Annotated in this window: 13 protein-coding genes and 1 pseudogene; 8 read left to right on the top strand and 6 right to left on the bottom strand. The window is 65.0% G+C overall.

Annotation, left to right across the window (positions count from 1 at the left end; translation table 11 throughout):
- Positions 1 to 302: 302 nt before the first annotated feature.
- The 3 genes and pseudogenes from ABCN56_RS19245 to ABCN56_RS19235 form a co-directional block, all read right to left on the bottom strand.
- The gene (locus tag ABCN56_RS19245) at positions 303 to 1,700 is read right to left on the bottom strand and encodes a phenylacetate--CoA ligase family protein (RefSeq protein ID WP_343082462.1); all 1,398 of its coding nucleotides are present in this window, start codon (positions 1,698 to 1,700) and stop codon (positions 303 to 305) included.
- A 163-nt stretch (positions 1,701 to 1,863) separates the two neighbouring features.
- Positions 1,864 to 3,040, bottom strand: a pseudogene (locus ABCN56_RS19240) (IS3 family transposase).
- A 92-nt stretch (positions 3,041 to 3,132) separates the two neighbouring features.
- The gene (locus ABCN56_RS19235) at positions 3,133 to 4,077 is read right to left on the bottom strand and encodes a LysR substrate-binding domain-containing protein (protein WP_343082461.1); all 945 of its coding nucleotides are present in this window, start codon (positions 4,075 to 4,077) and stop codon (positions 3,133 to 3,135) included.
- 124 nt (positions 4,078 to 4,201) lie between these two features.
- Here ABCN56_RS19235 and ABCN56_RS19230 point away from each other — a divergent pair, with 124 nt between their 5' ends.
- From ABCN56_RS19230 to ABCN56_RS19210, 5 genes are read left to right on the top strand one after another with little or no spacing between them, the layout of a single operon-like run.
- Complete coding sequence (locus tag ABCN56_RS19230; RefSeq protein WP_343082460.1) at positions 4,202 to 5,026, top strand: enoyl-CoA hydratase-related protein; 825 nt, start codon at positions 4,202 to 4,204, stop codon at positions 5,024 to 5,026.
- Between the two features lie 4 nt (positions 5,027 to 5,030).
- The gene (locus tag ABCN56_RS19225) at positions 5,031 to 7,124 is read left to right on the top strand and encodes an acetate--CoA ligase family protein (protein ID WP_343082459.1); all 2,094 of its coding nucleotides are present in this window, start codon (positions 5,031 to 5,033) and stop codon (positions 7,122 to 7,124) included.
- A 1-nt stretch (position 7,125) separates the two neighbouring features.
- On the top strand, positions 7,126 to 8,574 hold the full coding sequence (locus ABCN56_RS19220; RefSeq protein ID WP_343082458.1) for a carnitine 3-dehydrogenase: 1,449 nt from the start codon (positions 7,126 to 7,128) through the stop codon (positions 8,572 to 8,574).
- A gap of 4 nt (positions 8,575 to 8,578) precedes the next feature.
- Entirely contained in the window at positions 8,579 to 8,920 is a 342-nt protein-coding gene (locus ABCN56_RS19215; RefSeq protein ID WP_343082457.1) for a cupin domain-containing protein, read from the top strand.
- A 27-nt stretch (positions 8,921 to 8,947) separates the two neighbouring features.
- Complete coding sequence (locus ABCN56_RS19210) at positions 8,948 to 10,912, top strand: oxidoreductase (RefSeq protein WP_343082456.1); 1,965 nt, start codon at positions 8,948 to 8,950, stop codon at positions 10,910 to 10,912.
- Between the two features lie 482 nt (positions 10,913 to 11,394).
- Here the strand turns inward: ABCN56_RS19210 and ABCN56_RS19205 are convergent, their stop codons facing one another.
- Together ABCN56_RS19205 and ABCN56_RS19200 are read right to left on the bottom strand one after the other, a co-directional pair.
- Entirely contained in the window at positions 11,395 to 12,267 is an 873-nt protein-coding gene (locus tag ABCN56_RS19205; protein WP_343082455.1) for a dihydrodipicolinate synthase family protein, read from the bottom strand.
- 11 nt (positions 12,268 to 12,278) lie between these two features.
- Positions 12,279 to 13,595 (bottom strand): NAD(P)/FAD-dependent oxidoreductase, encoded by a 1,317-nt coding sequence (locus ABCN56_RS19200; protein WP_343082454.1) that lies wholly within the window; start codon positions 13,593 to 13,595, stop codon positions 12,279 to 12,281.
- Between the two features lie 159 nt (positions 13,596 to 13,754).
- On the opposite strand from ABCN56_RS19200, the gene ABCN56_RS19195 reads away from it, so the two are divergent.
- Complete coding sequence (locus ABCN56_RS19195) at positions 13,755 to 14,681, top strand: LysR substrate-binding domain-containing protein (RefSeq protein ID WP_343082453.1); 927 nt, start codon at positions 13,755 to 13,757, stop codon at positions 14,679 to 14,681.
- A gap of 835 nt (positions 14,682 to 15,516) precedes the next feature.
- On the opposite strand, the gene ABCN56_RS19190 is transcribed toward ABCN56_RS19195, so the two are convergent.
- A complete protein-coding gene (locus ABCN56_RS19190; protein WP_343082452.1) occupies positions 15,517 to 16,389 on the bottom strand; it encodes a LysR family transcriptional regulator in 873 nt (290 codons plus the stop codon).
- Between the two features lie 99 nt (positions 16,390 to 16,488).
- Between ABCN56_RS19190 and ABCN56_RS19185 the strand changes: the two genes are divergently transcribed.
- Both ABCN56_RS19185 and ABCN56_RS19180 read left to right on the top strand, forming a co-directional pair.
- Positions 16,489 to 18,039, top strand: a complete 1,551-nt coding sequence (locus tag ABCN56_RS19185) for a proton-conducting transporter transmembrane domain-containing protein (protein WP_425466129.1) — start codon at positions 16,489 to 16,491, stop codon at positions 18,037 to 18,039.
- A gap of 21 nt (positions 18,040 to 18,060) precedes the next feature.
- Positions 18,061 to 20,442: a YbcC family protein gene (locus ABCN56_RS19180; protein WP_343082450.1), complete on the top strand. Its 2,382-nt coding sequence runs from the start codon at positions 18,061 to 18,063 to the stop codon at positions 20,440 to 20,442.
- Positions 20,443 to 20,824 lie beyond the last annotated feature (382 nt).

Below are 20,824 nucleotides of genomic sequence, written 5' to 3'. Positions count from 1 at the left end.
CCGGCCCCAGAGGTCGTGCAGTGGCCGGCTCCGCCATCCGGACCCGCTTCGCCGGCCACCCCAACCGTAGCGCCCAGACCTGTCATGCACTAAGACTGAAACCGGACCACCCGATCGGGGCAGGCCAGGCAACTCCGGGCCGTGAGCGACGAAGAGCCTTGCTTGCCTCCCGCCCGTGTGCCGCGACGCGGAGATCGGCCGCCGTGAGCCCCTCTTGCCTGTCTTGAACTCACCGGCAAAGGTCGGCTTTGTGACGGAGCCGGAGATCCCCAGGGGAGCGGGGTTGTGGGGCCCTCATGTTCTTACTCGGACGCCGACTGGCGACGACCCGATAATGTAATTTCTCCTGCGTCGGCGCTTCGCAAAGGCACAACTTCGTGGAATTTGCCGCCTGCGGTGAATTCGGGAAGTGCTTCGCTTTCTCGCACCGCGACATCCTCCAGGCCGTTATCGCGAAACACTCGTTTCACCGACTCGATGACCTCCTGAAAGACAAGCTCCGCTGCCGCCACATCGGCCAGCTGTATTCGCACTTCGAAATCTCTCTCGCTGCTCTGGACCAGCTGGATACGCTGGGCATGGTCGTGCTCCAGATCGAAGACGAGCGGCGACAGCGTCACCTCGCCCACACGGACGAGCGTCGCCTGGCGCCCCTCCACCTGAAAACTTCTAAACGGCGACCCGCAGAGGCAGGCATCCTCGTAGAACCGAACACAGTCACCGAGATCGTATCGGATGAAAGGCTGAACCTCGTTGGCGAGCACCGTCAAGAGCACTGTCGCCGACAACGTGCCATCGGGAACGGGCTGCATCGCCTCATCGACCGCTTCGAGGATCACCCAGTCTTCGTTCACATGCTTCCGCCCGTGGCTGCACTCGAACGAAAGCACCAGGCACTCTGTGCACCCATAGGTATCGGCAATGCCGTATTTCAGCGAGGGGAAGGCCCGCCTGACCCGCTCGCGAAGATCGTCCGTGAGTGTCTCGCCACCGGTACTGAAGAGCGCGGGCTCGATCCGCAACCGTCCGGCCTCCTTTTCCCTGACGAGGATGGCCAGCATGCTGGGGTAGGTCACGATCCAGGCGACGTTCGCGATCGCATTCAGTCTGTCAACGAGCCGATCGATCGGCTGCTCGGCCTCGATGAAGGTCAGACCCAAACCCCGCGCCAGTCGCGGGTTCAGCCGTTGCACCAGCTTGTTGAACCCGTTTCCGGCGAAATGACCATTCCCGCCGGTGATCGTCACCCTCACGCCGAGCTTGCGGACGTCCCGGATGAGCCTCCAATGGTACCGTTCGAAGCGCGCCATCATAATTCCATAGGCATATTCTACGAATGATGAGGACAGGACGATGACTGCGGGTTCGCCCGATGTGCCGGAGGTCTGAAAGACCGCAACATCGTCGATCGGCACGCCAACGTTCCGGATGTCCCGGAGATGCTCGCGCGCCCTCGCGAGGGGTAGAGACCGAATTGTGAGCCAGTCGTCGAATTCCCTTATGAGATCGGGTTTGCGGGTCACCGGCAAGTCGCCGATTTCGATCTCGCTTGATGGTCGCAGATCCGCGTAGAGCCGGCGAAACAGGGGGGAGTCGCGCCGCACCTTTTCCACGAGACGCCGCAGATTGCGGAGTTGCCTGGCTTCAATGCGCTTGCGTCCGCCCCGGGCCGTCCACAGTCCGCCGACCAGATATCCCAACGCTCTAGGAAGGCTGAAACGCATATCCGCTGACGATCCTCTTTCTTTCTATCCGACGTCGAAGAACTCGTTGATTGGCAACTGCACCAAGGAGTGTCCGTCGTCAGAGTTTTTCGGAGATTGTGGGCTGTTCTGTAACGGAGGCTCTGGTTCGGTTTCGGTTTCAGGCTAGGCGGCAGCGGCTTGGTGCTGCAAGCGGCGTTTCCGGATTGTCTTTTTCTTGATCTCCTCTCGCATCTCGCGCAGCGGGGCGGGCGATCGCGGTGGTCAGGCGCAGCGCATACCCGGCGGGGGTCTGATAGCCCAATGCCGAATGGGGGCGATGGGTGTTGTAGTCGGTCACCCAGGCCGCGATCAGGTCGCGGGCATGGGCTAGGTAGCTAAACGTCTCGTTGAGGAGTTCATCCCGGAACTTGCCGTTGCAGCTGTCCACGAAACCGTTCTGCGTGGGTTTGCCGGGTGCGATGTAATGCCGTTCGACGCCTGTACGCTGGCACCAGGACAGGACTGCCATGGAGGTCAGTTCCGTACCGTTGTCCGAAGCCACCATGGCCGGGCGTCCTCGTCGAGCGATCACGGTGTCGAGTTCCCGGATGACGCGATGTCCGGACAGCGATGCATCCGCCACGAGCGCCAGACATTCTCGGCTGAAGTCATCGACCTCGGCCAGAACCCCGAACCGACGCCCATCGGTCAGCGCGTCGCTGACGAAGTCCAGGCTCCAGCGGATGTTGGGGGCATCCGGCAGCAGCATCGGCCCGCGTGCTCCAAGCGCACGCTTCCGGCCGCCTCTGCGGCGCACCTGAAGGTTCTCCTCGCGGTAGAGCCGCCTCGGCTTGTTGAGGTCTGTCACGATCCCCTGCGCTCAAGCATGATGTGGATGCGCCGGTAGCCGAAAAGACGCCGCTCTGCCGCTGTGGCCTTCATGGCGGTTCGCGCCTCGGCATCGTCCGGGCGGACACTGCCACAGCGCGCGCTCGACCGATCCAGAGCCGGGGTCTTGCACGCCCGGCGCTGTTTCACCCCGTGGATATCCACGACTTGCGCCACGGCCTGCCGCCTGACGCAGGGTGCTACCATTCTTTTGCCGCGACATCCTTCAGGATCGCGTTGTCCAGCATCGCCTCGGCCAAGAGCTTCTCCAGCTTGGCGTTCTTGTCCTCGAGCACCTTCAGACGTTTGGCCTCCGGCACCTCAAGCCCGCCATACCTGGACTTCCATTTTCGGAACGCCGCCGAGCTGACGCCGTGCCTTCGGCAGACATCAATCGTCGCCATCCCGGCTTCCTGCTCATTCAGGATGCCGATGATCTGCTCCGCGCTGAACCTTGATCGCTTCATTGTCCATCTCCTGGTTGGAGCGGACTCTGCCTCAAATTGGAGGAAGATACGGGGCTCAGGTCAGCGGCAATGCGCCAGAGAAGTGTTGCCGTTCATGTGTCTTGCGGCCCGACCCGAAACGGCTCTTCGAGAGCGTCTTTTTCCGCAATCGCCTGGTCGGTGATCCAATCGAGAAACCGCTCGACCCGCTCGTCCCGCTGAGGGCGTACCACAGCGTGCAGGCCTTCTTGCAGGACGATCGGTGCGTCCAGAACCTTGACCAGCAGCCGTTGACACAGGAAATCGGAAGCCGTCCCGATCCAGCCGAGCGCAACACCACGGCCACTCAATGCCGCCTGCATCATCAGGAGATGGTTGTCGAAAGTGGGACCGGGAAGCACCCCGTGAATCGGCACGCCGAAATGGGCGAACCACTGCTGCCAGTCGTACCAGGACTTTTCGACGGAAAGCGCGTGCAGCAAGACATGGTCGAGCAGGTCGGCCGGTTGCCGGACCGGCGCGTTCCGCTCCACGTAGTCCGGCGAGGCAACCGGGACGATGCGCTCGCTGAACAGCAGCCGGGACGTGCATCCCGGCCAGTCGCCGCGTCCGAAACGGATCGCGACATCAATGCCTTCGTCCAGCGAGGCCAGTCCCTGGTAGGTAGTGACCATGTTCACCTGGAGATCCGGATGCGCCGCATGAAAGCCCTTGAGCCGCGGCAAGAGCCAGTAGTTGCCATAGGCGAGGTTGCACGAAATGGTCAGGACATTCCTGACCTTCCGGCGCCGCAGCGTCTCGGCCTCGGCCGCGAGTTGCGTGAAACAGCTCGCCAGCGTGGCGACATAGGCCTTGCCTTCGGGCGTCAGGCTGATCGGCCGGCTCGTGCGGTCGATCAACTGCGTTCCGAGAAAGGTTTCGGCCGTGGTTATGGCATGGCTGATGGCCGACTGGCTCACGTTGAGCTCATCGGCTGCGCGCGTGAAGCTCGCATGGCGCGCGGCCGCCTCGAGCGCAAGCAGCGACTTCAGCGGCGGGATCCGCTTCCAGTAGCGCATCATGAATTCCCTTCATGATTCGATGAATCAATTCGCGATTCCATTCGGCGAATAACCAGCCAGAAATCAACCAAATCTCGCGAGATGCTGTAACCGCCTCGCCGCAGAACATGAGGGTATCGGGATGAACGTCGAATCTGACCAGGTGCAGGTGACGATCAGTGGGCACGTGATGGAGGTGGCGATGAACCGGCCGCCGGTCAACGCGATCGACCTGTCGCTGAGCCGCGCGATGTATGGTGCCTTCAAGGAGCTGAACGACAACCCCGATCTGAGGGTCGCCATTCTCTCCAGCGCCGGCAATGCCAAGAACATCTTTTCCGCGGGCTGGGACCTGAAGGCCTTTGCCGCCGGCGAAAGCGCGGATCCCGAGAAGGGTTTCGACCTCGGCCCGGGTGGCCTCGGCGGGCTGCCGGAGTTCTTCGGCCTCTACAAGCCGGTCGTCGTCGCGGTGGCCGGCGGCGCGATCGGTGGCGGCTTCGAGCTGGCCTTGGGCGGGGACGTGATCGTCTGTGCCGAGGACGCCTATTTCTGGCTCCCCGAAATGCAGCGCGGCTTCCTTCCGGACGGCGGTGCGATCCAGAAACTGCATCACCGCATCCCCTACAACGTGGCGATGGAGATGATCCTGACCGGGCGCAAGATGTATGCCGACGAGGCGAAGCACTGGGGCCTCGTGCGCGATGTCGTTCCCGTCGACCGACTGATGGATCATGCGCGCGAGGTCGCGGCAACGATCGCGCAGGGCGCGCCGCTCGTGGCAGGCGCGCTGAAGGAGTTCATGCGGAAATACGGACACGCGTCGGTCGAGGAAAGCCACGCCGCGGTGCGCCGAGCCTGGGTCGGGAAAAGTGACATGCCGCTCTATGAGCGGATGATCAAGTCGGACGACTTCACCGAAGGCTCCGTCGCCTTCGCCGAAAAACGCGATCCCAAGTTCAAGGGCTGAGACCATGACGCACAGGCTTTCCGCGATGTTCGAGGGCCGCTCCATGGCCGTGGTCGGCGCCTCCGCGCGGCCCGGCTCTTTCGGCGCCCGTTTGGCCCATGCCGTCCTGAGCGGCGGCTTCCAGGGGCAGATCGACTTCGTCAATCCGCGCGGCGGCGAGATCCTCGGTCGCCCGGCCTTCACGCATATCTCCGAACTCGACCAAGCGCCCGACATCGCCGTTCTGGGTATCGGCGGCCCAAATCTGGAGCGCGGCCTCACCGACGCGATAGACAAGGGCGCGCGTTCGGCGGTGATCTTCGATTCCTGCCACGGCGAAACCGCCGATGGCGCGCCAATCCTGCAGCGGCTGAAGGATATCGCGCGCGAGGCTGACCTGCCGGTCTGCGGCGGCTCCGGCATGGGGTTCATCAATACCCGCTCCGGCGCCGTTGCGAGCTTCTATCCCGCCGATCACCTTAAGCCCGGCGGCATTTCCCTGATCGCCCATTCCGGAAGCGTATTCACGGTGCTTGGCATGAACGATCCACGCTACCGGTTCGACCTGATGGCCTCGCCCGGTCAGGAAATCGGCGCGACGATCGACGAGTACATCACCTATGCCGCGAGCCGCGAGACGACACGGGCGATCGCCGTCTTCATGGAAACCGCGCGCAACCCGCAAGGATTGATCGAGAGCCTCAAGGCGGCGCGCGACCGTGGCGTGCCGGTTGTGATCTGCAAGGTCGGGCGCACCGAGGAAAGCGCCTGCCTCGCGCGGTCGCATACCGGCGCGCTCGCAGGGTCGAACGCGGCTTACGCGGCGGTTTTCGAGGAGTGCGGAGCGATCGCGGTCTCATCCGTGGACGAGTTGATGAACACGGCGCTGCTGTGCTCGACCGGGCGGATCCCGGGGCCCGGCGGCGCCGGGCTTGTCACCGACAGCGGTGGATTGCGGGAAATGCAGGTCGATCTGGCGACTGAGACCGGCACACCGCTCGCGCAACTCAGCGCTGCCACTCGGGCTGCCTTGCGCACCGCCCTTCCGCCGGAGCTTGATCCCTCCAACCCGCTCGATTGCGCAGCCGACCTCACCGACGAATTCCCCAAGGTCTTCGAGCGCGGCCTGAAGATCCTGGCCGCCGCCCCAGAGGTTTCCATGCTGGGGCTCGAGGCCGACATGCGCGACGACTACGTCTACGAAGATGGGGTCCTGGCGCAGGCCATGACGCTCGCATCTCTGACGGACAAGCCCTGCTTCTTCTATTCCAGCTTCGGCCAGACCCATAACCGTGCGCTCGGCGAAGCGTTGGTGGACCTTGGGGTGCCCTGCCTGAATGGTGCCGAAACCATGATGGCGGCGGTGCGCAACTTTCAGAGCTGGTCTGACAACCGACGCAGCCAAGTACGGGACATCCCCATCGAACCCGACGCCGATACCGTCACGAAATGGGGCGCGCGGCTTCAGGCTCCAATGGACGAACACGCCGCCCTTGCGCTTCTGGCTGACTTCGGCGTGCCTGCGGCGCAAGGCGTGATCTGCACCTCTGCCGACGCGCTGGGGGAGGCGGCTGGCACGCTGGGCTTCCCGCTGGTGCTGAAGACCGCCGAGCCTGGCATCGACCACAAGAGCGACCTCGGCGGCGTGATCCTGGACCTGAACGGCCACGACGCGCTTCAAGCCGCTTATGCCGATCTTTCCAGCCGCCTCGGGCCGCGCGTGATCGTGCAGAAGATGGTGGACAGGGGCGTGGAACTGGCCTTCGGCTGCGTGATGGATCCGGACTTCGGCCCGCTCGTGATGGTTTCCGCCGGCGGCACGCTGGTCGAACTGTTCGACGAACGTCAGTTCGCCCGTGCGCCCTTCGGACCGGACAGGGCCGAGGCGCTGATCCGAAGGCTGAAGGTCGCTCGGCTGATCGACGGAGTGCGCGGCGATGCGCCGCGCGACATGCGGGCAGCAGCAAGGGCGCTCAGCGCCTTCTCGGCGGCCTGCGCGGGGCTTGCCGGCCATGTGGCCGAGATCGACGTCAATCCCGTTGTCGTCACCCAAACCGGCGCCGTTGCCGTGGATGCGTTGGTGGTGCCCGTCCCGAATGTGCAGCAGGACGCCGCTTGACATGAAGGTCGCGATCATCGGCGGCGGCGTCATTGGCAGCGGATGGGCCGCGCGCTTCCTGCTCAACGGACATGACGTCGCCGTGTATGACCCGGCACCGGATGGCGCCGCGCGCAGGCTCGAAGAGGTTCTGCGTAACGCACGCGCGAGCCTACCGGCGCTCTACGACCGACCCTTGCCACGCGAGGGCCGGCTTCACATTGCGGCATCGGTTGGCGAGGCCGTCGCGGGCGCCAATTGGGCGCAGGAAAGCGCGCCCGAGCGGCTGGAGATAAAGCGGGCGCTCTACGCCGAAATCGAACCGCATCTGGCGGACGGCGCCGTTCTGGCCTCGTCAACCTCGGGATACAAGCCGAGCCAATTGCAGGCACTCTGCGAGCGCCCCGAACGGCTGATCGTCGCCCATCCCTTCAACCCGGTCTACCTTGTGCCGCTGGTCGAAATCGTCGGCTCGGACCAAACCCCGCAAGAGCTGAAAGCGCGGGCGGCCAAGATCATGCGCGGGATCGGAATGCATCCACTGGTGATGCGGAGCGAGGTCGAAGGCTTCATCGGCAACCGTCTGCAGGAAGCGGTCTGGCGCGAAACCCTGTGGATGATCCGGGACGGAATCGCCACGACGCAGGAGATCGACGAGGCGATCCTCTACGGATTCGGCCTTCGCTGGGCGCAGATGGGGCAATTCGAGACATATCGTTTGGCGGGCGGCGCGGCGGGGATGCGGCATTTCCTGGCGCAGTTCGGCCCGTCCCTGGCCCAGCCTCTGACGCATCTGACGGACGTTCCGGATCTCGACGCGGCGCTGGTGGATCGCATTGCCGCGCAGTCCGATGCCCAATCCGGCCATCTGACCATTCCCGAAATGGAGCGGGCCCGCGATGCCAATCTCGTGGCGCTCATCCGGGCGCTCAAACAGCGCAATGTCGGCGCGGGCCGCCCGATCCGCGAGCAAGAGGCGGAGCTTTCGATTCCGCAGGGCGGCGACCTGCGCGTCACCGCCAGGCGGGTGATCCCACCCAGCTGGATCGACGCCAATGGCCATATGAACGAGGCACATTACGTCGAAGTGGCTTCGAATGCGGCGGATGCGCTGACCGAAAGCTGCGGCGTGACGGCCGAATACATCGCAGGCGGCAACAGCCACTTCACCGCGGAAACGCATGTGCGCTATCTGGCGGAACTGCACGCCGGCGACGAGATCGTCGTTCGGACCCAGGTGCTTCGCGGCACGGGCAAGAAGACGCACCTCTTTCACCGCTTCGAGGGACCGGCAGGTGCGTTGGCGGCAACGGTCGAGATGATGATCCTCCATGTCGACCTGACCACCCGCAAGGTTTGCGAGCCACTCCCGCATGTCGCGGCGGCCCTGGAGAGGCTGGAGCATGCCCATGCCCACCTGCCGCGCCCTGACGGGGCCGGGCGCGCGATCGGCGAACAGACAAAAGGATAGCGAAATGAACGAAGTCAGCTTGTTCCGTGCCGCCGACATGACCTTTGAACCCTATGGCGGCCCGCCCGGCGTGGCACGGATTGCCCGCCTTGTCGGAACGGAGACCAGCACCAGTATGGGCGCAGGGGTGGCCACCTTCGACGCGTGCTCGATCGAATGGACAATCCTCTATGACGAGCTGATCGTCGTGCTTGAGGGTGCGTTCCGTCTGGTGATCGGTGGTCGCACGTACGATATGGGGCCCGGCGACGTGATCTGGCTGCCCAAGAATACCCCGCTGCGCTACGAGGGCGACGGCGCGAAAGTGTTCTACGCGCTCTATCCCGTGAACTGGAACGCCGGCTGAACAACGCCCCGCCCCTTCGGAGGTCCCATGACCGCGCAACCCGCCTTTCCCAACCTGTTCCAGCCGCTGTCGATCGGCGGGGTCACGGTGAGGAACCGCATCGTTTCGACCGGTCACGACACGACCATGCCGACCGATGGCACCGTCAACGACCGGCTGGTGGCCTATCACCGCGCGCGCGCTGCAGGAGGTGTCGGGCTGATCGTGTGTCAGGTGACGGGCGTTCATGAAAGCGCGCGCTATACCAACCACGTCCTGATGGGGGCGGATGAAGGCTGCATCGAAGGCTTCGCTAAACTGGCCGATGCGGTCCATGCGGAAGGGGCGACGCTGTTTGTCCAGCTGTTCCATCCGGGGCGCGAAATGACCGAAAGCCTGGACGGCACCGCGCCAGTCGCCTGGGCGCCGTCGGTTTCGCCCAGCGAACGCTTCCACGTCATTCCGCGTGCCCTGACTTTGGGTGTGATCCGCGAGATCGTCGCGGGTTATGGTGCCACCGCCGCACGCCTGCAGCGCGCCGGGGTCGACGGGGTCGAAATCGTGGCCAGCCACGGATACCTTCCGGCGCAGTTCCTCAACCCCGCCGTCAACCGGCGCGAGGATGACTATGGCGGCAGCGACGAGAACCGGCGGCGCTTTCTGCAGGAGGCCATCGAGGCGGCACGCGCCGCCACTTCACCCGAATTCGTCGTCGGTTTGCGCATTTCCGGCGACGAGATGCATGAAGGCGGACTGACTCCAGACATCTCGCTGGATGCCATCAGATCCCTGGCCGACAAGATCGACTATGTTTCGGTCGTGGCCGGATCGTCCGCGTCCCTCGGCGGCGCGGTTCATATCGTTCCGCCGATGTACTTGGAACCTGGCTATGTCGCACCGTTCGCCGCGCGGGTGAAAAAGGCGGTGGCAGTCCCCGTCATCGTGACCGGACGGATCAACCAGCCCCAGGAAGCCGAGCGGATCGTGGCCTCGGGGGCTGCAGACATGTGCGGCATGACGCGCGCGCTGATCTGTGATCCGCAGATGCCCGCCAAGGCGCAGGCCGGAAGGTTCGACGACATTCGCGCGTGCATCGGCTGCAACCAGGCCTGCATCGGACACTTCCACAAGGGGCACGCGATCTCCTGCATCCAGCATCCGGAATCAGGGCGTGAACTGAGCTTTGGCACGCTTCGCCCGGCCTCCACGCGCCGAAAGGTCATGGTCATCGGCGGAGGTCCCGGTGGAATGAAGACTGCGGCTGTGGCGGCTTTGCGCGGCCACGAAGTGACGCTTCATGAGGCCGAAGCGCAGCTTGGCGGCCAGGCGCGGCTGGCCCAGCTCTTGCCACGCCGCGGCGAATTCGGCGGCATCATCACCAATCTGCAGAACGAACTTGAGCAGTCCGGAGCGCAGGTCCTCACCCGGAGTCGTGTCGACCGGGAACTGATCGAGAAAGCTTCACCCGAAGTTGTGATCCTCGCCACCGGCGCCACGCCGCTTTGGCCCTCGCAGTTCCACTACGACGGCAAGGGCCAGGTTGTTGATGCCTGGCAAGTCCTGCAGGGTGGCGTCAATACCGGCGGTTCCGTCGTGGTTGCGGACTGGAAGGGTGACTGGATCGGCATGGGCATTGCTGAACTCCTCGCCGAGAGGGGGTGCCACGTACGCCTGGCGGTCAACGGTCTCTTTGCCGGTGAACTGCTGCAATCGTACGTGCGCGACGCCAACGCCGCGCGTCTGCACGCGCTTGGCGTCGAGATCATTCCGTATGCCCGGCTATTCGGCCGCGACGAGGACAATGTGTATCTGCAGCATACGGCCAGTGGCGAGGCGATGATCATTGAGGACGTCGCCACGCTGGTCCTGGCTCAGGGACACTCCCCGGATACTGCACTTCAGGATGGGCTGGGCGATTTCGAAGGCCAGTTGATTGCCATCGGCGATTGTCAGATGCCGCGCAGTTGCGAGGAGGCCGTTCTGGAAGGCTTGCGGGCGGCCTGGTCGATCTGAACCAGCAAGAAAGGCGCAGAATTTCTTTCGAGTTTCTTTTGCTGCACATGAGTAACTGGCGACGGCCGCCTCTGCATTGTGGCGGCTGCACTCGTCACGGCGCCACATCGGGCAATGCATCAGCTTCTCAGAATGGCCCGGAACGGCTTCTGCAAGCCCACATGGCGCGTAGAGTTTGCCTGAATTCGGCTATTCGAGCGTTCCGCGGCGAAAGACGGTTTCCCGCCCCGCGCCTCCAAAGGTCGACGTTGGGAAGGCGTCGACAACTGCCGTTGGAATGGCTGCGGTGAACGTTGACTTCGTCCCGCTGAGCCGACCTCCACTGATCAGAAATGCTGCGCGACGCGCAGATGGCCGCTCTGGCGACGCCGCGCCGCGGCGCTGGATCGGATCCTGAACGGCAGAATTGGGCCGTCCTTGGCGTTTTCGGGGTGCCGGAGCGCCGCGGATTGAAGGCAGCCAGCGGCAGCCACGGCAGAGTATCAGCCCATGAGCGGCTCCAGCGCCTTTTGCAGGGCGGCGTCCTGGGCAGCCGTCAGCCTGTGGAGGGGGCGGCGCACGTTGCCGGTGCCAAATCCGCGCAATTGGGCAGCCCGCAGGACGGCAGGCACATATGGGTTGCGCCAGATGAACAGGAGCGACGGGAGCATCTTTTGCCACAGGACCAGCGCCGCTTCGAATTCACGAGCGGTGATCAGGCTGAAAAGTTCCGCGGCTTCGCGCGGCATGTAGTTGGCCGCGCCCCAAATGACGCCCTTTGTCCCTGCCATCAGGGCCGCGAACGTGGTGGTGTCGCAGCCGTTCAGCACGTCGATGCCGGTCTGGAGGTATTCCTGGTGGGTGGTGAAATCACCCGCGCTGTCCTTGATCCAGCGATAGTTCCTGAGCCCCTTCAGCCTTTCGAGCAAGGGGACCGAGACCGCGATCCCGGTCGCCTGAGGGATATTGTAGCCGACGATGTCGATCCCAACCGCCGCGTCGAGTTCGCGGTAGAAGTCGTAAAGACCGTCATCATCCGCGGGCCCTTCCAGATAGGGCGGCAGGATCATCAGCGCATCGGCCCCGGCCCTCTCGGCATGTTGCGACCGGCGGATCACCTCGTCCATGTTCAAGGCCGAAGTCTGGCAGATCACGTTGACCCGGCCGGCCACCTGGCGGATGCCGGTCTCGTAGAGGCGGGTGCATTCGGCCTCTGTCAGGTAGGGATGCTGGCCGGTTCCTGCACCTAAGACCAGCCCCTGCACGCCGGCGGCGATATAGTCCTCGATCAGCTTTTCATAGGTGGCGAAGTCGATTGCCCCTTCGCCGTCGAAGGGGGTCTGCATGGCTAGGTTGACGCCCTTGAGATCGGCCATTTCGGTTCCTTTCAGACTTCGTGCCCGGCGCGTCTGAAGCGCCAGCCGGTGACGAGGCGCACGCCGCTGGAGGTGATGATTTCGGGATAGGCGCGCGACGGCGGGGTGCGGCGCTTGAGGAGGTCGATGACGGGCGAGGACCGGCCAAGCGCCAGTTCCGCCACAGCCTTGCCGAAAGCGGTCCCGCGCGAGACGCCGGTGCCGTTGCAGAACGCCGCGCCATAGACGTTAGCGGCGAGTTCGCCAAAGACCATCCCGCCGTTCTGCGCCAGCGTCAGCAGACCGCCCCAGCTGATCTCGAAGCCCATCGGGGCAAGCTCCGGCCAGCGGCGCTGGAACGCGATCTTCTGCTGTTCGCGCGCACGCTCGACGTCAAGCCGCGTCGTCTTGAAGTTCGGGGCGTAGGAATAGACATTCCGCAGGAACAGGCGGTTGTCGGCTGTGCGCCGCACGGTGGTGCCAAAGCTGTTGGCCGGGATCAGGCCATAGGCCGCCTGACTTCCCGCCCGGGCCAGCTCGCTTTCGGTCAAGGGCCGGGTCATACTGGCGAAGGTATAAACCGGAATGGCGGTCTGGCCGTAGAAGCCGAAGCGCGTGAGGTAGCCCGCGGCACAGATGATGACCTGCTTCGCGCGGATCACGCCCGAAGGGGTTTCGAACACATGCTCCCGGTCTCCGAAACTTGCGGTGCTGATCACGGTGTTCTCGTGGACCGTCACGTTCTTCGGCAGGATACGGGTCAGGTTCTTCAGATACTTGGCCGGCTGGATCAGGATCGTTCCGGGGTGGTGCAGCGCCTTGATATAGTGCTTGCTGCCGGTCATGGCCTGCATCTCGTCACGCTCGACCCAACGATATTTCTGGCCCATTACGTCCAGCGCCCTGGAAAAACTGACCAGATCCACCACGCCGTGATCCGTGGCCGCGCTGTGATACTTGCCCTGCGGATCCCAGTCGCAATCGACACCCAGTTCCTCGACCGCCGACCGCAGGTAGGCGTTGCCATCGAGGTTGGTCAGCAGTTCATCCCTGTTCCCCTGGATGTCCTCCACGAAATCATGCTTGCGCGGATTGTGCGCCAGATCGATGGCAAAGCCCATGCACCGGCCGGACGCGTTGTTCCCGATGCGCCCGGCATCGACCAGCACGACGGAACGGTCGGGGGAAAGTTCGGCGTAGCGCCGAGCGGCATGCAGACCCATCCAACCTGCCCCGATTACGAGGCACTCGCACCGCGTTTCACCCCGATGCGGCACCAGCGGCAGGTCTGGCCCCGAGGTGACGTACCAGCCTGAGTCTGTCGGCTCTTGCACCGGAGGGTCGATCATGATGCGCGCCTGGGGCGCACCGCGCAAGGATTGAGCCATCGTCGCTTTTGCCATCCATCGACTGCCGCAGGGCTCACCCCCCGGAACATCGTACCCGACAGAGACAACCACAACGTGGGGCATCGCTGTAGACGGGAAAGAATACCGCTGACATAAATCATGGTTATGTCAAAGCTGCGATCGCTGATCCCCTCTCCGCACTCACTCTTCGTCTTCGAGGCGGCTGCGCGGCATCTGAATTTCAAGAATGCGGCGGTGGAACTGAACGTGACGCAACCCAGCGTGTCGCAATCGATCAAGGCACTGGAACGTCATTGCGGGGCGCAGCTGTTCATCCGTGAAAACCGCGGCGTGCAGCTGACCGAGGCTGGCCGGCTGCTTTACGACGGCGTGCGCTTCGGCTTCCGGCGCATGGAAGACAGCCTCAGGACGTTGGCCTCGGCAGGCACCCGCTATCTGACCTTTGCCGCTTCGACCTCCGTCGCGGCACATTGGCTGATGCCGCAGCTATACCAGTTGCAGCAAGACCACCCGAGCCTGAAGATCAAGGTCGTCACAACCGACCGCGACATCGAACCCGATTCCGAGATCGACATGACGATCTGGATCCGCGACCGGGGTTTTCAGCGCCCGAACAGCTGGTATCTGTGCGACGAGGTCGTCTTTCCGGTCTGCTCTCCGACCTATCTGGCCGACAAACCGCCGATCGACACCGTGTTCGATCTGACGGGGCATCGGCAGCTACACGCATTCGACCGCTTCCGCAAACGCATGAACTGGGCCGAATGGCTTGCCCGCGTCGGCGTTCAAACGGAAGAAACCCAGCCGGACATGATGTTCAATGACTACCAGCTGACGCTTCAGGCCGCGCTTGCCGGAGAGGGCCTCGCCCTTGGCTGGAGCCTGTCCTCGGCGCTGCTGGTGCAGAACGGCCTGCTCGTGCGCCCGCTGCCGGTCGAGATCAGGACCGGAAGCGCCTTTTTCCTGATCGCCGCACCCGGAGCGGCGCTGACCGAGGAACTGGGAACTCTGGTCGCGTGGTTCATGTTGCGGACGGCGGCCCTGCGCGAAGGGCAAGGGCGTTAGTCCGCACAGTCGTCATTGACGACACAAGAAGCCTGCGCAACGCGCAAACGGCGGGTTCGGGAACGCTGCACTGCAACTCCACGCCTTATGCGAATGACCGGTGAGGGCCGAACTCGACGCCGACGCCAAACAGAGAGAAGCGCCATTCGCGGCTCCTTCGGCAGGCAAGAAACCTGGACGTTCGGCTGGGTTCCACAATTCCGCCCGTCACGCGGACGGTCGTCAACTGTCGTAGTCACTCACGTATTAGGCCACGCTCAAAGGTGACTCTCACGGGTGCTCAAGCTCGGGTGCGTCGATACCAGCCATGCGCAATCTGACTTCGCCGATCTGTATCGTATCGCCGTCGATTACATAACACTTTCCCGTCAGGGTGGAGGCTGCTGCCGGTGCAGGGACGGGGGAGGGTTCGATAGACGGGCGCGCGGTGTTTGCCTGGGCGGGCTAACCGGCGTGCGGGAGATCGGTAAGAGATACGTTGTGGGCTGTTGGTTGCGCCGTGGAAAGCCGCTCATGAACAATGCGCCAAATATGAGCCCAGGCAAAAGCCCCCCAAGCTTCATCGTGGATCTTCCGGCACTCTAGGCACGGGTCGCCTCAAACGGAAGATCGGTGATAAATCTTTTGTCTGTAGCAAGTTACCCGTTCCCAAAGGCTTCCCAAATCCGTTGCCCGCCGTTGTCCGGTGCCAAGCCAGAAAGGGTTGATTGGCGGTCAAGATGGATGGCCTGCCCCGATCGAGTTGTTCGGTTTCGATCTTTGTGCATGACAGGTCTTGGCGCTACGGTAGGCGTGGCCGGAAAAGCGGCCCGGTATGGCCATAACTGCATCACCCTCAACGCCCCAGCACCTCGGAAAGCAGGGGATTGGGGAAACGCCGCTGTAGCGTGACTGCGACGAACGTCTCGCTTATGCCGTTCAGCGTCGCGGCCTCGACAAGCAGGCCGGCGGCGAGTTCGTCGCGCACCACGATTGGCGGAATGATGGCAAGACCCGCGTCCGCCCGAGCCAGCAGTCGGATCATCGCCATGTCATCGACCTCTGCGGCGACGATCGGGGTCATGCCAAGCCGCGCAGCAAGCGCATCGAAGGCCGCGCGAAGGGCGGTTTCGCGCGTGGGAAGGATCAGGGGTTCAGTTGAGAGCAGTTCCGAGAGAGGCCGTGCCGACACTCCCACACGGGCGGGTGTTCCGATCAGGCCCACGGGCTGTTCGTCGATCCGGTGGATCAGCCAGGGGCTGGCCGCGTCCCGAGCGGGTGCAAGGTTCGTCAGAACAACGTCCAGCGCAAGCCCTTCCAGCCCGCGCAACAGTTCGTCCTGAGAGCCCGAGCGAAGGATGACCTCGACATCCTCGCGCCCCAGCAGCGGGCGCAGGAACTGCATCTGGAAGTTCCGAGACAGCGTGCCAAGGGCGCCCACCCGCAGCGCACGCCGCGTGCGACCGGTCTCTCGGAGCGTCGCGGTCAGGTCCTCGGCTGTGCGGAAGATCGTTTCGGCATGGTCGAGCGCAATCCGCCCTGCCTCGGTAAGCACGAGACCGCGTCCCCGCCGCTCGAACAGGTCATGGCCCAGCGATGCTTCGAGCGTGCGTAACTGCGTCGACAGCGCCGATTGCGACAGGTTCAGCCGCCGCGCGGCCCCGGTCAGCGTGCCGTCGCTGGCCACGGCCCGGAACAGACGAAGGTGGTGCAGGTTCAACTGGGACATTGTTCTATCGGGGTGAACGATTACGCATAATATATGTAATTTTTTGGATGCTTTTCAATCGATAGATCACGGGCAATCGTCCCAGACCCGGTGCCAGCCATGTCAACCCTTCCGCTGAGCCTTTTCGTCCCTTTCATCCTCCTCGCAGCTTCTGCCCTGTTCCTGAGGCGTCCCGGGAGACGCCCGGGCCGCCTGCCCGCATTTGCCGAGGCGGCGGCGCTGGCCGGCATGAGCCTTGCCCTGGCGGGGCTGGTGCAGTTCCTGTTCGTCGGGTCGCAGGGGCCCGTGGCGGTCGGGCTGCTGTCCTTTCGGCTTGATGCCATCAGCCTGACGCTCGCACTTCTGGTGTCCTTCGTCGGCTGGGTCGTCGTGCGCTATGCGCGGCGCTATCTTGACGGCGAGGGGCGCGAAGGCGCTTTCCACGGGCTTGCATTGGCCGCCGTCGCGGCGGTTCTGGTGCTGGTGCAGGCGGGTAGCCTGCCGGTTCTGGTCGCGGGCTTTGTCGCGACGGGCCTCCTCTTGCGGCAGCTTCTTCTGTTTTACCCCGATCGGGCCGAGGCGCGGCGCGCGGCGACGAAATTCACCCGCGTCTGGGGCGCGGGCGATGTGGCGCTTGTGCTTGCAGGGGCACTCCTGTGGCAGGCCTACGGCTCGCTCGACATCGCCATGCTGAACGCGGCTTCGGCGCAGGCATTTCCGGCCGCGGCGCAAGGGGCGGTGGTCCTCGTGGTGCTGGCGGCGGCGCTCAAGACCGCGGCCTTCCCGCTGCACGGCTGGCTGACCGAGGTGATGGAGGCGCCGACGCCGGTTTCGGCTCTGCTGCACGCAGGCATCATCAACTCGGGCGGCGTGCTTCTGATCACGCTTTCGGGCCTTGTTCAGCAAAGCCCCGGGGCGATGGCCGCGCTGGTGATGCTGGGCGGGCTGACGGCGCTGTTCGGCGGCGTGGTAATGCTGACGCAAAGCGCGGTCAAGACGGCGCTCGCCTGGTCCACGGTCGCACAGATGGGGTTCATGCTGCTGCAGTGCGGGCTGGGCCTTTGGGCGCTGGCGCTGCTGCATATCGCAGCGCATTCGCTTTACAAGGCGCATGCCTTCCTCGCCTCGGGCAACGCGGTCCGGGCGGTCAACGCCATTCGCAAGCCCGGGCCGGTCGCCGTGCCGGGGCTGGGGGCCGTGGCGCGGTCCTTTGCGCTTGCGCTTGCGCTCTACACTTCGGTCGCCATGGCCTTCACCCTGGCTGTGGGAGAGAAGTCGCCGCAGGCGCTGGCGCTTGGCGCGATGCTGATCTTCGGTGTGTCCTATCTGATTGCCCAGGGGCTGGCCGATGCGGCGCCGGGCGCGCTGACCCGGCGTACCGTGCGGGCCTCGCTCGCTGCGGCGCTCGCCCACTTCGGCTTCCAGGTCGTCGCAAACGCCGTCTGGGGGCCTTCGCTGCCCGCCGCCCCGGTCCCCGGACCCTTGGAATGGGCGCTGATCGTGCTTGCTGTCCTGTCCTTTGGAGTGGTGGCGGTAGCGCAGGCCCTTTTCCCGCTTTGGGCGCACCATCCCTCGACCGCCGGCCTGAGGGTGCATCTGGCCAATGGCCTTTACCTGAACGCGATGTTCGACCGGATGACCGGCGGTTTCCGCGCCTCGACCAGAACCTGATCCCGATAGGAGACGACGCCCATGTTTCTGAAACACACGCAGATCGCGCCGGCCCGGGTGACGGGGCTCCTGCACGCCGCCGAAGCCGCATCGCGCGCGATCCCGCCAGCCTTCCCGCTGGATGCGACCGTGGCGGTGAACCCCTTCCTCGGTCACACGGGCGAGGATCTTGCCCACGCGGCGGCGCGCCTTTGCCGGGTGGCTGGCGTGCGTCTGACGCGGCCGCGGGCCGAGATCGCCACCAGGGTCGCGGCGGGCGAGATCACAGACGACGACCTCGCCGCTGCCCTGATCGCCTCGTCCTCGCCGCTCAAACCCATTGACCTTGCGATGCTGAAGGCAAGGCTTCACGCCGAAAGCCCGTCGCCCGCGGCGCTGCCGACCGTCGCCGCGCTGGTGGCATCAGCGACCGGCACCGACTGGGCCGCCGTCATCGCGCGCAGTTTCGGCCTGTGGGCCGCGGGGCATTTCGACCGCGGGCAGGCGCTTTGGACGCCGCGGCCGGGGCACGGCGCTTTCGCCGCCTGGCGGGAATGGGCGACCCATGACCTGACGCCGGAGATCGCGGGGCTCGGGGGCTTCTGCGCCCATGTGGCCGAGGCGCCCGACACCGCCGACCGCGCCGTGCTGCGGGCGGCCGAACGGCTGGGGCTGAGCGCAGAGGCGGCCGAGACCGCCTTTCACCGGCTGCTGGTCGACCTGGGTGGCTGGCCGCAGCACGCGCGCTGGCTTCTTTGGCGGGCCGAGCTTGCAGGCGGCAGCGACACGACGCTGACCGACCTGCTGGCGATCCGCCTGATCTGGGAGGAGGCGCTCTTGGCGCATTGCCCGCAGGTAACCGGGGAATGGCAGGCGACCATCGCCGCCCATGCGGCCCCGGTCAGCCCCACGCCCGACCAGGTGATCGACGCCATTCTGCAGGATGCTGCAGAACGCGCCCATCAGCGCCGGTTGGCCGCCGCCCTTACAGGGTCTGCGCCGCGCGCCGACCGGCCCGATCTTCAGGCAGCCTTTTGCATCGACGTACGGTCCGAGGTGATGCGCCGCGCGCTTGAGGCGCAGGATGGGGGGATCGATACCTTTGGCTTCGCCGGGTTCTTCGGCCTGCCGGTGGCCCACCGCCCGCAAGGCAGCGACGAGATGCAGGCGCATCTGCCTGCGCTGCTGAACCCCGCGCTGGTCTCGACCAGCCATACGGACGCGGCGTCCGAGGCATCCACCCGCATCGCCGCCCGCGCCACCCGGGCCTGGGGGCGGTTCCGGCAGGCCGCCGTTTCGTCCTTTGCCTTTGTCGAGGCGGCGGGGCCTGCCTATGGCGTGAAGCTTGTGCGCGACGCACTCGCGCTTGGTCCGCGAGGGCTGAAACCCGCGCCGCCGCCACAGATCGAAGGGGGGCTGACCGCCGACCAGAAGGCACAGACCGCCGCGGCCGTTCTTCGCGCGATGAGCATGACAGCCGGTCACGCGCGGCTGGTGCTGCTGGTCGGCCACGGTGCCCAAGTCACCAACAATCCGCACGAAAGCGCCTATCATTGTGGGGCCTGCAGCGGGCAGACGGGCGAAGTGTCATCCCGGCTGCTTGCATCGCTGTTGAACGACCCAGAGACGCGTGCGGGCCTGCCTGCGCAGGGCATCCATCTGCCCGAGGACACGCTGTTCGTCGCGGGCCTCCATGACACGGTCACTGATGAGGTCACCCTTTATCCCGACTCGGCGGCGTCGGGCCATGCCACCGACCTTGACCGAGCGAAGGATTGGCTTGCCGCTGCGGGCAGTATCGCGCGGGCCGAACGGGCCCGGCGCCTGCCCGGCGCGACCGGCGACAGCCTGTTCCGCCGCGCGGTCGACTGGGCAGAGGTGCGCCCCGAATGGGGCCTCGCGGGCTGTGCCGCCTTCATCGCCGCCCCACGCACCGCCACGGCGGGCCGCGACCTGAAGGGCCGCGCCTTCCTCCACAGCTACGACTGGACGGCGGACAAGGGCTTTGCCACGCTGGAACTGATCCTGACCGCGCCGGTCGTCGTGGCCAGCTGGATCAGCCTGCAATACTACGGCTCGACCGTCGCCCCGCGCGTCTTCGGCGGCGGCAACAAGCTGATCCACAACGTCGTGGGCGGGATTGGCGTGGTCGAGGGGAACGGTGGCCTTCTGCGCCCCGGTCTGCCTTGGCAGACCGTCCATGATGGCGTCGCGCCGGCGCATGATCCACTGCGCCTCTCGGTGATGGTTGAGGCGCCTGCCGAAGCGATTGCCGGGGTGCTTCGCAAGCACGATACGGTGCGCGAGTTGTTCGACCACGGCTGGCTGCACCTTTTCGCACTGCGGGACGGGCGCGTCACGGCCCGCTACCGCCCTGGCCTGATCTGGGAAGGGGGCGGCGAAGCAACCGATCTTGCGGCATGACCCTGCTCGTAAGGGTCGTGTCTGGCGCGATGCAAGGCAAGGCGGCGGCGATCGCTTCCGCCCCTTGCCCGGCTTGGCATCGCGCCGACGGCGCGCGAGGCGATTGACGCGGACCGTTTCGGCACGTTCGCGAGCGGCCACCGCCGATGGGCCTGTCCTGATCCAGACCGATACGCGGCCAAATGAACCCCGCCGCGCAGCGGCAGCATCGCCCCGAGTTGACGTGAAACTCCGGGGGGTTGCCGTTTGTGTTGGGGTAATCGAAGACCTTCCCGGTCATGCCGCAGCGGGTATCCACCGCTTCGGAGCGTGTCGTCCCGATCGAACGACCGGGACAGCGCCTTCACCTTCTGACGGTAGATGCCGAAGAGATCCGGATGCA

Origin of the sequence: Ostreiculturibacter nitratireducens (genome assembly GCF_032670585.1) — a bacterium.
GTDB lineage: Bacteria > Pseudomonadota > Alphaproteobacteria > Rhodobacterales > Rhodobacteraceae > Ostreiculturibacter > Ostreiculturibacter nitratireducens.
Note: the sequence above shows the minus strand (reverse complement) of the source record. Positions and strands in the feature narration are given on the sequence as shown.

Coding starts and splice junctions, on each gene's coding strand:
- ABCN56_RS19235 (WP_343082461.1), bottom strand. CDS start 4,077: ATGCGCTACTGGAAGCGGATCCCGCCGCTGAAGTCGCTGCTTGCGCTC.
- ABCN56_RS19230 (WP_343082460.1), top strand. CDS start 4,202: ATGAACGTCGAATCTGACCAGGTGCAGGTGACGATCAGTGGGCACGTG.
- ABCN56_RS19225 (WP_343082459.1), top strand. CDS start 5,031: ATGACGCACAGGCTTTCCGCGATGTTCGAGGGCCGCTCCATGGCCGTG.
- ABCN56_RS19220 (WP_343082458.1), top strand. CDS start 7,126: ATGAAGGTCGCGATCATCGGCGGCGGCGTCATTGGCAGCGGATGGGCC.
- ABCN56_RS19215 (WP_343082457.1), top strand. CDS start 8,579: ATGAACGAAGTCAGCTTGTTCCGTGCCGCCGACATGACCTTTGAACCC.
- ABCN56_RS19210 (WP_343082456.1), top strand. CDS start 8,948: ATGACCGCGCAACCCGCCTTTCCCAACCTGTTCCAGCCGCTGTCGATC.
- ABCN56_RS19205 (WP_343082455.1), bottom strand. CDS start 12,267: ATGGCCGATCTCAAGGGCGTCAACCTAGCCATGCAGACCCCCTTCGAC.
- ABCN56_RS19200 (WP_343082454.1), bottom strand. CDS start 13,595: ATGATCGACCCTCCGGTGCAAGAGCCGACAGACTCAGGCTGGTACGTC.
- ABCN56_RS19195 (WP_343082453.1), top strand. CDS start 13,755: ATGGTTATGTCAAAGCTGCGATCGCTGATCCCCTCTCCGCACTCACTC.
- ABCN56_RS19190 (WP_343082452.1), bottom strand. CDS start 16,389: ATGTCCCAGTTGAACCTGCACCACCTTCGTCTGTTCCGGGCCGTGGCC.
- ABCN56_RS19185 (WP_425466129.1), top strand. CDS start 16,489: ATGTCAACCCTTCCGCTGAGCCTTTTCGTCCCTTTCATCCTCCTCGCA.
- ABCN56_RS19180 (WP_343082450.1), top strand. CDS start 18,061: ATGTTTCTGAAACACACGCAGATCGCGCCGGCCCGGGTGACGGGGCTC.